This is a genomic window from Paenibacillus qinlingensis (assembly GCF_031455095.1).
GTDB classification, from domain to species: domain Bacteria; phylum Bacillota; class Bacilli; order Paenibacillales; family NBRC-103111; genus Paenibacillus_E; species Paenibacillus_E qinlingensis_A.
The window spans coordinates 1-12854 of sequence record NZ_JAVDSB010000009.1; the positions used below are offsets into that span (position 1 = coordinate 1).

Annotated in this window: 9 protein-coding genes; 6 read left to right on the plus strand and 3 right to left on the minus strand. The window is 46.8% G+C overall.

The genetic code is table 11. The features are described from left to right. Window positions 1-177 precede the first annotated feature (177 nt). On the plus strand, window positions 178-720 hold the full coding sequence (locus tag J2736_RS21255; protein ID WP_310500597.1) for a CBO0543 family protein: 543 nt from the start codon (window positions 178-180) through the stop codon (window positions 718-720). Window positions 721-754: 34 nt separating this feature from the next. Here the strand turns inward: J2736_RS21255 and J2736_RS21260 are convergent, their stop codons facing one another. Further along, window positions 755-1243: a hypothetical protein gene (locus tag J2736_RS21260; RefSeq protein WP_310500598.1), complete on the minus strand. Its 489-nt coding sequence runs from the start codon at window positions 1241-1243 to the stop codon at window positions 755-757. Then, window positions 1243-2028, minus strand: coding sequence for a hypothetical protein (locus J2736_RS21265; RefSeq protein WP_310500599.1), 786 nt, complete (start codon window positions 2026-2028; stop codon window positions 1243-1245). Before J2736_RS21265 ends, J2736_RS21260 begins: the two co-directional genes overlap by 1 nt. Before the next feature lie 317 nt (window positions 2029-2345). Between J2736_RS21265 and J2736_RS21270 the strand changes: the two genes are divergently transcribed. Together J2736_RS21270 and J2736_RS21275 are read left to right on the plus strand one after the other, a co-directional pair. Further along, window positions 2346-4793: a carbohydrate binding domain-containing protein gene (locus tag J2736_RS21270; protein ID WP_310500600.1), complete on the plus strand. Its 2448-nt coding sequence runs from the start codon at window positions 2346-2348 to the stop codon at window positions 4791-4793. Window positions 4794-4832: 39 nt separating this feature from the next. Continuing rightward, window positions 4833-8297 (plus strand): WD40 repeat domain-containing protein, encoded by a 3465-nt coding sequence (locus tag J2736_RS21275; RefSeq protein WP_310500601.1) that lies wholly within the window; start codon window positions 4833-4835, stop codon window positions 8295-8297. A gap of 60 nt (window positions 8298-8357) precedes the next feature. Here J2736_RS21275 and J2736_RS21280 read toward each other — a convergent pair whose 3' ends face one another. Then, the gene (locus tag J2736_RS21280; RefSeq protein ID WP_310500602.1) at window positions 8358-9266 is read right to left on the minus strand and encodes an AraC family transcriptional regulator; all 909 of its coding nucleotides are present in this window, start codon (window positions 9264-9266) and stop codon (window positions 8358-8360) included. A gap of 332 nt (window positions 9267-9598) precedes the next feature. Between J2736_RS21280 and J2736_RS21285 the strand changes: the two genes are divergently transcribed. From J2736_RS21285 to J2736_RS21295, 3 genes are all read left to right on the plus strand, one after another. Then, window positions 9599-10951 (plus strand): ABC transporter substrate-binding protein, encoded by a 1353-nt coding sequence (locus J2736_RS21285; RefSeq protein ID WP_310500603.1) that lies wholly within the window; start codon window positions 9599-9601, stop codon window positions 10949-10951. Between the two features lie 69 nt (window positions 10952-11020). Next, entirely contained in the window at window positions 11021-11974 is a 954-nt protein-coding gene (locus J2736_RS21290) for a carbohydrate ABC transporter permease (protein ID WP_310500604.1), read from the plus strand. Beyond that, window positions 11971-12852 (plus strand): carbohydrate ABC transporter permease, encoded by an 882-nt coding sequence (locus J2736_RS21295; protein ID WP_310500605.1) that lies wholly within the window; start codon window positions 11971-11973, stop codon window positions 12850-12852. Before J2736_RS21290 ends, J2736_RS21295 begins: the two co-directional genes overlap by 4 nt. Window positions 12853-12854 lie beyond the last annotated feature (2 nt).

Genomic DNA, 12854 nt, shown 5'->3' on the forward strand with positions numbered 1-12854 from the left:
CCCCAGAGGGGATAAGCACGGAGGAGCCGAATGCGATGACCCGCACGTTCGGTTCTGTGAGAGGCCCATGCAACTATGCATGGGCCTACTCTATTAATGTAAACCAATAATTTTTTTGTTGCGGTTGGTTAAACTAAACCATTAGGATACAGAATAAGGGTGGATTGGGTGCTCAAAATGGATGAATTACTTGAGGAAATTGTATATGTTCATAAGGAATTGACGGACCACTGGCAACAATATTGGCTGCATTATGATTTGTTTACATTACAGTGGTGGCTGCTTCTAGCTCTTTTAATAATTCCATGGGTAGTATGGTGGAGACTAGCTGATAAAAAAAGACTTACAGATATTATTTTATTCGGCGTTGCGATGAGTTTTCTAATTTTTCTTTTAGACCACATAGGTTATGAATTAAATCTGTGGGTATACCCACATAAACTATTTCCAACTATACCAGAGTCTTCCTCCTTTGATTTGGGAATTCTGCCTGTATTGCATATGTTATTATTTCAATATTTTACAGGGTGGCGTTCATATGTAATTGCCAATATACTGATGGCGACGGTTTTCGCATTTCTTTGTGAACCGATTAGTGTTTGGATTGGACTGTACAAAATACTACATTGGAAATACATGTATTCATTTCCCCTTTATATTTTAAAAGCAGTAATGATGAAAGGAATGTTTGAAATAATAAAGAAAAGACAAAATTCTTGATGAAACTATCGTTTAATCGCAACACGTCCAGATATCAAGAGTTTGACTCAAGTTGAGTGGTTGGCATGTGTGTTTTGGCGAGTCCTAGTGCCAAGCTTCCCCACAAAGTCTGCTCTACAAACGCGGCTTGCTCATTTGTACATTGAACAATCAATATAACTTCACCTATTATATTTTTCGCAGTTCTTAGCTTTTTTCGTTTAATGATATTCTTTGTAAAATCATATATAAAACCGATAGCAAAACCGATAGCTGCTCCAATTAGTCCCCAAAAGACAGGGCCCCAGTAGAGTACAAATCCTCTGGATACCCCTATCGTCCCGCCCATCATGGCAAGTACAAGTGCAATATCGACTAACGAGGTTCCGTCTGCACCGTGTATGTTATCAACCAGTTTCATATCGATTGAACGATTATCAAGTGGAACAGCGTAGATATTGACGACCTCATTTTCCTTTAGTTTACTTATAGCAAGCTCTACATAATGTGAATGTTGAAACGTAGAGAAGAATTGTATGCACATTAGATTTTTTCTCCTTTATGTACAACGAAGTCTTGCGATTGAAATTCTCTTTTTAAAAAATCGGCTTGTTCACAATCAAAAAGCTTGGTTAGCTCTACGGCATTGGAGTAAGAATCGTACATACCAAAGAAATAAATCGACGGGAAGTATAGAAACCACTGAGCGCCCATAACTTCTCTTGATTTCGGAAAGTTTCCTAACAAAAAGTAATGAAGGCCTTCAATCATGTTGGAATGAATGACAATGAACATCGTCATTAGAAGGGTTAAAGCAGCTGCAAAGATCCGATGTATATACAGTTGTCCGAGACTTGGGATTGTCATCGACCATACCAAGGCAAGCCATGGCTTTTTCTTGTCCAAATAGTTCATCTCGAAAGGGCTCATTGAGAAGCTTGGGTAACTGGCATTTTCCCTTTTGGCGAGCAAGTGCAACTTATTGCCATCCACAGTAGTTCGGTAGCTATCCCAAATAGCGAATAAATAAACGGGAATATAAAGATATATATATTTTTCATTTAATACAGCCTTTGCTAGTGAAAAATTGCCGTTAAAGGAATGCATGATGGCTGTATTAAGCTGGGTTAATTGATTGATATAAAATTCCCAAAAAAACAAGGCAAAGCCAGTGATAAATTTGTGTACTAAGAAGTGACCGAATCCTGGAAATGCAACTGACCATAACGCAACGATAAGGGGATTTCGTTGATGAAGTTGGATTGTACCGAACGAAGTAACATTAGCTTGATAATAACGGTTTTTATAGTCGTTACGGAAGTTATTCATTTTTAGACCTCTATCCAAGAATCAGTTTGCCTATATATTTTGTAAAATTGTTACAATTTATTCGCGACTGCATTTGCGTCAATGTTCAAAAACACGTGCCAAACTGGCAACGTGTTTTTTTGTGCAATTCGTGCTCCGTTTCCGTCTGTTCACCCTAACACCCGATTTGTCCAACATTTCACGATTTTGTCCATCCCGTCGTTACTCCTTAGCTTGTAGAATAAAATTATACAGGTATAGAACAGGTATGGAGGTGATGCCTGAGGTTTGCTGTTCGAAGAATTTCAATACAAATCCCCCTTAGGAGGTAAGTTGAAATGAAAATGAAAAGAAAACTGCTTACGCTGCTTCTTACTGGATGTATGCTGCTAATGATGCTGCTTGCGGCTGTGCCGGCCCTTGCTGCGGATATGCTAGCGACTAACTTTAGCTTCGAATCCGGAATGACCGGATGGACGTACAGCACCACGGCAAGCAGCGGAGCCTTCTCTTCATCGACTGTGCAAGCGCATACTGGTACCAAAAGCGTCAAAATGACGGACACGAGCGCCACTGATAGCTATGGATTGGAGAGCAATCGGATTGCGGCGACGGCAGGCAAAACGTATATGGTTTATGCGTGGGCTTATATCGAGACTGGGAAGGCCTACTTATATATCCGTTTCTACGATGCCTCGGGCAATCTCCTTGGTACCCAGATCGCGGACAAAAACACACCTACACAAGAGTGGACCTACATGAAAGTGAAGCTGGCAGCTCCCGCCAACACGGCGACAGCGAGCGCCATGCTATACACAAGTACCTCGAACACTGGCACCGTATATTGGGATGACGTATATATCACCCAGGAGTTTACGAACTTAGGCACAACCTTAACAAATGCAACACCGCAAGGCGCGACAATCGGGATGGAGAGCAGCAATGAAGTGTTCTACGTTACGATGCAAGGCAGCAAAAGCACACCAGCTCGCATTGCGGCTGTGGACATCAATTCCGGCAGTGTGCTTCGCACGGTAAACCTGGGATCCGTTGGCGAAACGGAAGGAGCTTGGGGGGCCACGACTAGTTCGGATGGGTACATCTATGCCGCCACGTACCCGCAGGCCAAGGTATACAAATATACACCTGGAGCCACAACTGCGACGGACCTCGGGACTGCTTTGTCAGGACAGACGCATATCTACAACATTACGGCGGGGCTCGGCGGAAAAATTTATGGCGGCACCTATCCGAACGCTGGATTTTTCCGTTACTACAACGGAGCCTACTTACAGCTGGGCAACATGCCGTTTACGACAAGCGAAACTTACGTGCGCAGCATCGCTTACGATACCGTGAATAATGTGTCCTACGTTGGTCTGGGACCTGTTGCGGCAATCAAGCGGTTTGACCATACGACAGGCCAGACGGATAACATCTTGCCTTCGACATACGCAAGCGATGATTTTGTACTCGGCTTGAATCTGGAGGGCAGCAAGCTGTTCGCGCGGTTAGGTCCGAGCAACAAGCTGGTTGTCTTGAATGTAAGCAACGTGAACGGTGTGATCACGACAACGGTAGATGCCGAAATCAGCGGGGTTGCCTCGCAGAACCAATCTCCGGTATATAACGGCAAAGTTTATTTTACGATTAACGGAATTCTTCAAGCCTATGATATAGCAAGCAAAACGTACAGCTCGCTCAGCGCAGATGCAACTGTTCACCCGATACGTATGGGGCTTGTTCAGCTGGATGATCAAGCGAACTACCCAGGAACAACGTTAGTCGGCGTGGGTTTCAGAGAAACAGGGACTCGCATGTTCAAGTACAATATTCAAACCGGGACAATCACATATAGTGATTTAAACATTCCTAGGATTGCCACTTCCATTAATGCTGTAGGATCGGGACCCGATAACAAAATTTATACAAGCGGCTATTACTCAGGAGGGATGGGGATCTATTCTCCGCTGCGTACAGACCAGAACGTTTATCAAGGGAATATCGGTCAAATCGAATCTTTTGCCTCAATGGGCAGTACATTGTACATGGGCGGTTACCCGAAAGGCAGATTGTATGCGACAACGCCTTCCAACGGCTGGAGTCCTACATTGTTGTTCGATACATCTGCATATGATCAGGAGCGACCGAACGTGCTAGCTACCGGAGGCGGCAAAGTGTTCATGGGCACAACACCGGTAGCTGGCGCACTGGGTGGCGCATTAACGATCTACGATCCCGCAACCAGCAATGTAATTGTCAAACGTAATCTCGTTCAAGATCAGAGCGTCATCTCCATCGCTTACAAGGACGGCAAAGTGTATGCAGGTACGACTGTTTCCGGCGGACAAAGTGCGACACCTACAACAAGCGCAGCGAAGCTGGCAATCTACGATATCGCGACGGATACAACGACGGTGAAGACACTTCCGGTGTCCAAAAAAGCTTTGACTGCATTGACGGTTGGCCCTGACGGTAAAATATGGGGGCTTCTGGAGGGTTACTTGATTATTTATAACCCAACCACAGGCTTGTTCGATTATAGTGCTCTGAAATTCTCAGGTGTCGATTATAGTGGCAATGCCTATATTTGGCGTGACGGGACGCTGCTTGAGGGTAAATTCGGGGACGTTCTTGGGACGTTAGACGGACAACTGTTTACCATCGACGCTTCGACCAAAGCGGTATCCATCCTGGTTCCGAGTGGTGCGAGCGCTTTGGCTGAAGACGAATTAGGCAATGTTTATTATCGAGTAGGCACAAATTTATATAGATATGCTTACTAATTTATTGTTCACACGCGCATTCTGAAAGGAGTTCCATCCATGACCCGTCAACGCATTCAAGCCCGAGAAATCAACTACTACACCAACCTGCTTCCAGAGCAGCCAATTGTGATTGCAGCGCCAAGAGACACTGAAGGTGTTCGAGCCGCACTCGCCATCGAGGCCAAGCTGCGTCAGGTAAATGCTGACCTGCGTATTGTCGTGCTCGAAGATCCGATGCCAGCGATCCTGTATCAGGCGCAAGGACCTGTTTTTCTGATCGGCAACTTGGCGGATAGCCTATGCGTGAAGGAACTGTATTTTCGCTGGTTTTGCTTAACCGATCGGTGGTATCCGGGGCCATCTGGATTTGAAGTTCGCACTTTGTTGAACCCGCTCGGAAGCGGTCATAACATCATTCATCTCGGGTATTCTGATGAAGACGGGCTCCAGGGTGGGCTCCATATTCTGCTAGAGCAAATGAAATCATCGATTCCGCATCTGGCTGAAGTTAAGGCAATGCGTTTACCGATTCCAGATCATGAAGTGATCAAGTTCAAGGCGCCCAAGCCGCATCAGCACGATTGGCAAGTAAGCATCCGTCATGAGGATGTGATGAAGGGCGTCCTAGGGTATTTGATTGGCGATCAGTCTTGCTTGGACGAATACGCCAGGTTGTCAGAGATTGTAGTTCGTAACGGCGTCTTGATTGATGATAAAATCGTACAAATCCACCTTGGCATCCGCAGCCGTGTCGTGTTGTTCCGCTTGTTAGAGGTGTCTGGGTTAGTCCCAGAGCCCCTTCGTCAGAAGATGACCCAGTTCATCTATGATTGGGCGGAGAGCGCGGAAGGGTATCGATATGTAGAGAAACCGCTGTATCAGTCTCGCCATTTTCCAAGGCAAAACCATGGTACTATTCCCGCGCTCGCGCTGGTATTCGCCTCCGATTATTTCACGACTCACTATCCGGGGATGGAAGAACCGAAAGTATGGAAGGAGACCGCAGATCGCGTGTTCGCGCCTTATTCGGCCGGTGGCTGGAAGCCGGTGTGCGACGGCATGTGTCACGGCTGGTGGATGACGCAGCCAACGTTGATCGATTATGGCTTAATGGATCGAGATCACCGATTTTTTGAGAGCGGCGGGGCGCGCGCTGCAGCTGACTGTGCGGTGGCGATTGTCAATAACATCGGCTGGATGCCGAATGCGGGCGACTCCATCCTGCTGCAATCGTTCCCAGGACCAAGTTTGCGAGCTGCTGCCGCCTATTACGAGGACGCACGATACACATACATGCATGAGCTGGCACCCGTGCATCGTCGATTGTACCACGAGTGGGGAACGATTGGCGGGCTGCGGACGTTTGATATTGGGTTGACGCCAACCGTACCCGCAGTTGGGCTAGGTGTAACCGTCGTCCCTCTGGATCCTTTGATTTATGAGACGTGGGACAAGGAGCCGGATCTAGCGCTTTTACTGCTCGACACACCCCCATCGGCACCAATCGATCTTTGTTTTGACAAAATCTCCATCCGAGCAGGGTGGCAGAAGCAAGACGACTACATGCTGATTGACGGGCTTAGTACCAAGAGTTCATCCCACTCCTATGCCGATGCAATGGGTATCCATGATTATGCTAGGCTAGGTGTCAGCTGCATTGTGACGGAGGATTTGCTTCTGTTTCCGGAGCCGGAGAGCCATAGTCTTGTGACGGTCGTAAAAGATGGAGAAACCGGCCCTCTACCAAGCTTCGCTGAGTGCGAGGCGCAAGCAACAGAACCGGACGGGACTTATTATGTACGGCTCAAGCTGGCCCGATACGCGGGAACCGACTGGTACCGGGAAATCTGGATGCGCCCTGGGAAATATGCCGTTATTCAAGATACCGTCGTTGCTCTGGAAGACGGGGAGTACGCGGTAGAAGCACATTTCCGGACGCCTTCTCGCGCTCAGCTGAACGGCTCGCTTATGACTAGCAGCCGAAACACAGAAGCCGGCGATCCGGTGGAGTTCCGACTTCAGAGTGGATGCACATCCCCTTCCAGCTGTAGTCTTACGGAAGTGCCGGTGTCGTTGTTCTATCGGGTACACCCTGGTGAGCCGCAACCGTTGACGTTAGACGACGATCCGGTGGAGGCATATAAGCGCCGTTATTATACGCAAGAGGTGGAGCTAACCGCCTTCCGCGCTCGCAGTACCACCCGGCTTTGTCCGGGGGAGTCAGTCGTGTTCAGTCACTTGGCACAAATTGCGGCGGCTGGGGAGAGGCATGGCTTGATTAAGCTGGATGACCGAGCCAAGGCGGTTGTGATTTGTGGGGAAGAGAGCTGGGAGGCGGTCTCGCAAGTCAAGTCTCGCCAGCCATCTGCTGCTGTAGTCATAACAACGGCTTCTGCGACTGTAGAGGAACTCGTGACGAAGCCTTTCGTATCTCTTCCTTCATCGATTACAAGCTTCAAGATGGCTGCAGGAGGAGCGGGTGGCTTCGTGTGTGGCACTCATTCGGGTAGTGTCTATCGAATAGATCCATCTGGAAAGATTATTTGGGAAGCGAAGCTGGAAGGTTGTGTGCATGATGTGGATGTGACTGGAACGAATGAGGAGGAGACGGTTTTTGCCGGTCATGGAAAAGACCGACTCTCCGTGCTTAGTCGAGCAGGCACAGTCCATAAGGAATCACGCATCATCCGGAATCCAAGTCCATACCCATGGTGGGAACTGACAGGACCTGCCCCGATGCGCCTCGTGGCAGTGTCAGTCGCATCATCCACAGGCGACCAATTTATGGGTGCTGCTGTGGGGTGCGGTGATATGCAGCTGCGCTTCTTCGATCAAGACGGAACCGAGCGCTGGAGCTGGTGGTATAAGGAAGGGTTGCCCGGACGGATCCAAGTCGGCGATGTAGATGGAGACGGGGTGGAAGAGCTCATCGTAGGGGGCGACATCATCACGGATCAATCCACATGCCGCATTCTAACGATGGATGGCAAAGTGAAAGCGGAGTTCACTGTGGAAGGTTGGACTAGCCGGACGACCTCATTGAATTGGACGGTGGCTGGGACGCGCCGTATTCTAGCATGTGGGGCTAACCGCGGCAGGAACCTCTGGGTATACGAAACAACGGGACTGCATGAAGATTCGGCGCTCAAAGCCGATTTCCAACAATCTGAGCATCGTCTTTTGTTCATGAATCGATTAGGCGGTGCGGTGTCCGCATTGCAATTCTCGGCTGACGGGGAGCGGCTTGCGGCGACGACCAGCCAAGGCTTCTTGTGTCTGTATGATCTTCAAGGGAAGCTACTGCATACCAAGCTGTATGAGCACGGGATCGTATACTTGAGTTGGTTGAATGGGAAGTTTGTGCTCGTCGAGTCAAATGGCCATCTCCACATGGTAACACCGGAGGGTCGGACAGAGGCAAGTGTGCAGACTGGCGTTGCCAGTACGTCTTTCTGTCAGAACGGCATCGAGCTGTGGCAAGTATCCCAGAACACTATCTATTTGACAAATTTGAAGCTTTAATAAAATCTATCAAAAGCCAGCTCTCCTGCTCCATGTGAACAGGAGGCTGGCTTTATTTCGTTAGAATGGTTGTTCTTGAGAACGATATTCGGTTGGGGACATACCGGACCATCGCTTGAACTGCTTGCTGAAGTGCGCGCTGTCGCTGAAGCCCAGCTTCTGGGCGATCGTCTCGAGCGGTTGCTTCGTGTTCATGAGCTCTAGCTTCGCTCGCTTCAAAATAGCGGTTGACAAGTATCGCCGGGGCGACAGCCCATACACCTCGCGGAACAGTCTGGAGCAGTAGGACAAGCTGTACCCCATCTGCTCTGCTATGCTGCCGAGTCTCGTATCAAGCCGACTCTGGGAAGATTCTCCGCAGTTCGCTTCTGTCTCCAACACTTGCGCCATCCGTCGAGCGATATTGTAGCTAAGCAGATTCCCTTCATTTCCCGCCTTCTGCTCCTCCATCTGAACCTGCGCCAGCGCTGAGAACAAAGAGAATAGTACCGACAATATTTTCATACGCACGGCTAACGATACGGATGTCTGATTATCGGCCCCCCAAGCCAGTTCAATAAGCTGTACTAACGGGGTGTTGCAAGCTTGTTCGATAGGAGATCCAACGGGGTGATGCTTGTCGGGATGCAGGCAGAGCAGTTCCTTCAGGGCAAAATCGTCCACATCAAACGTAACCACGAAGTAAACCAGCTTTCCACTCTCACACGCCCCGCAATCATGGACATGCCAAGGCGGAATGAGCACAAGATCGCCGGCTTTCATCTGATACACCGTCTCTTCCACTCTCATCCATTGCTCGCCTTCTAGCACCACGTTCAATTCAAAAATCGGGTGATCGTGTTTGCGGCATTTCCATCCAGGTTCGACGGTCCGCCAATGGCCTTCCTTCAACACAAACGTAGATTGAATATCAGGCAGAAAAAAACGGTCGGTAATGCGATCAGCAGGCGGTTGCATAGAGTTCGGCAAGAGGCATTCTCCTTCAAGTGTCACTACCGTAAATCTATAAAAAAATGGTATAGAAGTCTACTTCTTTTTATGCAGAATAGGGCTAGGGAATGGAGTTTATTATTAGTATGGGATCTAACGCAAAATAATGTGTGGTTATGACTGATTATTTAATATAAGCCACATAAACACATTTGTAAGCGGTTAAAAATGAATTGACAATGTGGAATCTTTGAGTATTATATAGATATAGGCTTCAAGAAACCACATTGAAAGCGCTTCAAGATGTGGGATTGTTAATCCGCAATGTGGCATTGGTTGTCTAACCATTTTATTAGGGGGAATGTAACCGTATGAAGAGAGCAAATAAATCCATGTTGGTCGTACTTAGCACGGCGCTTACTACAGGCTTAGTGTTGACGGCTTGCAGCACGAGCAATACGGCAAGTCCTAGTGCTTCCGCTGGAACAGCAGCAAGTCCAACTGCAAGTGCAGCAGTAGAGAAACCGAAGGGCAAAGTAACACTGGATTTTTGGACGCACTGGGGTTCTACTACACGTCGTCCTATTATTGAGAAAATCATTAGTGACTTTAATGCTTCTCAGGATCGCATCACGGTAAAACATACGTTCTTACCTTATGGAGATGGTTGGACGAAAGAACTAGCAGCCATTGCAGCGGGTAATCCACCTGATGTTATCATCCACGATATTAGCCAAGTTGCTCAACGCGCAAGCAAAAAGCAAGTTATGAATCTGACGCCATATCTGGCGAAAGAGAACATTAAGGATCGATTCTTCCCGCACTTATTAGATGCAATGCAATACAAAAATGAAGTGTACGCGCTTCCATTTGTAACAGATACTCGCGTATTGTTCTATAACAAAGCACTCTTTAAAGAAGCAGGTCTTGATCCGGAGAAACCGCCAAAAACTTGGGCTGAAATGGAAGAGTACTCCAAGAAAATCGACAAAATTAACAATGGTAAAATTGAGCGTTTAGGCTTCCATCCACGTATTGCAGGTGGGCAAGATATGTTCTTGAATAATGCCGATGGCGGAAGACCTTGGCTTGACGACAAAGGGATTTATATCAATTCACCTAACCGAATTGCTGCCTTGGAATGGTATAACAGTTGGGATACCCGACTAGGCAAAAAAGAAGTCGACGCCTTCAAAGCTGGTTTCGGCAGTAAAACGAATGATCCCCTTATTGCGGGTAAGTTAGCGATGAAGATCGATGCGGGAACTTTCTGGACACAAATTCGTGACTTTGCACCGAAGAAAGAAGACTTTGGTGTCGCAGCAATGCCTGAATTCAAACCAGGCAGCGGCAACTGGAGTAACGGTGGAGGCTTCACCATTGAAATTCCATTTGGCGCTAAGCATCCAGATGAAAGCTGGGAGTTCTTGAAATACATGACAGATGTTGATGCACAGAAATATTGGGCACAATTCAACTTCGATAATGTATCTAATATTAAAGCGTCCAATGATCCAGAGTTGATTAAGGATCCGGTCTATAAGTTTACAGTTGATAACTTGAAATCAACAATTTTGGGAACGGTCCCAGTAACAGCACCCGATTTCCTCAACTTGGTAAATCCACAAATTGATGAAGCGATTTTAGGTAAACAAACACCGAAAGAAGCCTTGGATAAAGCGCAAAAAGCGGTCGAAGATTTAGTTAAATCAAATACAAAATAAGCTTTAGAGAGAAAGGGTGGAGGCGTAGTGTATGACTACTCCACCCTTTTCATATAAGGAGGGAAACAAGTGAATCCTCAATTGACGAAAGAACCACAACCGAAAAAAACAAGGAAGTGGTCCTTGGATAAAAAAGAAGCACTAGAAGGATACAGTTTCATTGCTCCGTGGTTTATAGGCTTTCTCATTTTCACCGCAGGGCCGCTATTGTTCTCTTTATACGCCAGCTTTACGAACTATGACATCACTTCGCGCATGGATTATATCGGGCTCGATAACTATAGACGCATGTTTACCGAAGATCCGTTGTTCTGGAAGTCACTCCGCAATACGCTTTATTATGTTGCACTTGCCGTTCCTTTAACGACGATGGGTTCTGTTATTCTTGCTGTTTTGTTAAATGTGAAAATTCCCGGTATGCGATGGTTTCGGACGATTTATTATCTGCCAACCGTTTTGTCCGGTGTTGCTGTTTATATGCTTTGGATGATGCTGCTTAATCCGGAATCAGGTCTCATTAATACCGTGCTTGGCTGGATTGGCATCGAGGGACCTGCTTGGTTATCAGATCCTGCTTGGACGAAAAATGCGATTGTTATGATGAAAATGTGGGCTGTCGGAGGTGGCATGCTGCTGTTTCTAGCAGCACTGCAAGGGGTATCCGATCATTTATACGAAGCCGCTGAGATTGATGGTGCTTCTAAAATTCGTAAGCTATGGCATATTACCGTCCCGATGATTACGCCTGTCATTTTCTTTGATGTTATAACTAGTTTAATTGGCGGTTTTCAAATTTTCCAAGAAGGCTACGTCATGGCTGATGACCCTGGTTCGCCGGGTTCTCCATCGAACTCGCTATTATTTTACAACCTGCATATGTTCCTGAAAGCTTTCAAAATATTCGATATGGGTTATGCGATGGCTATGGCTTGGTTCCTTTTTGTAATCGCCATATTTGTTACCGTAATTAATATGGTGCTGTCCAAATATTGGGTTCACTATGAAGGAGGAGATTCGCGATGACGGTTGCTGCAACAGGTACTAAGAAATCGTATCATCAAAGCCGTCGCAATAAGGAAAGAATCTCTAAATGGGTCGTAACCCTGATTCTAATTGCGGGCAGCTTATCCTTTCTTATGCCGTTTTGGTGGATGATTCAAACCTCGCTGAAATCACTACAGGAAGTTGTTTCGTATCCGCCAACCTGGTTCCCTGAGAAATTCGTTTGGTCCAACTATAAAGAAGCTTGGCAAGCTGGCAATTTTGCAAGATACTCGGCGAATACACTGTTAATCGCTACGGTTGCTGTGTGTGCGCATGTTATTTCAAATTCTTTCATCGCGTATGGATTCGCAAAAATTCGGTTTCCAGGGAAAGGTTTACTCTTCTCCATTATTCTTGGAACGATGATCATTCCTGGATTCGTAACACTGATCCCGCAATACATTTTGTTTTCCAAATTACATTGGGTAGGCACGTATTTGCCACTCGTTATTCCCGGTTTTTTTGGAAGTGCATTTCATATCTTTCTCATTCGCCAATTTTACTTGGGTATTCCAAATGACCTTGTGGAAGCAGCGAAAATCGATGGTGCAAACCACCTCTATATTTGGCGTTCAATCATGCTTCCTCTAGCCAAGCCTGCACTTGCGACCGTAGCCATCGGGACATTCACTGGGGCGTGGAATGATTTCCTTGGTCCGCTCCTATATGTGAACGATGAAGCGAAGTACACCTTACAGATTGGTTTACAAGCTTTCAAGGTCAGCTCGGGCACAAGTCAATGGCATTTATTGATGGCCGGTTCTGTCATGGTAATGATTCCAGTTATCGCAATCTTCTTTATTTTCCAACGTTACTTTATTGAAGGTATGAACATCAGCGCGGGTACAAAAGGTTAGGA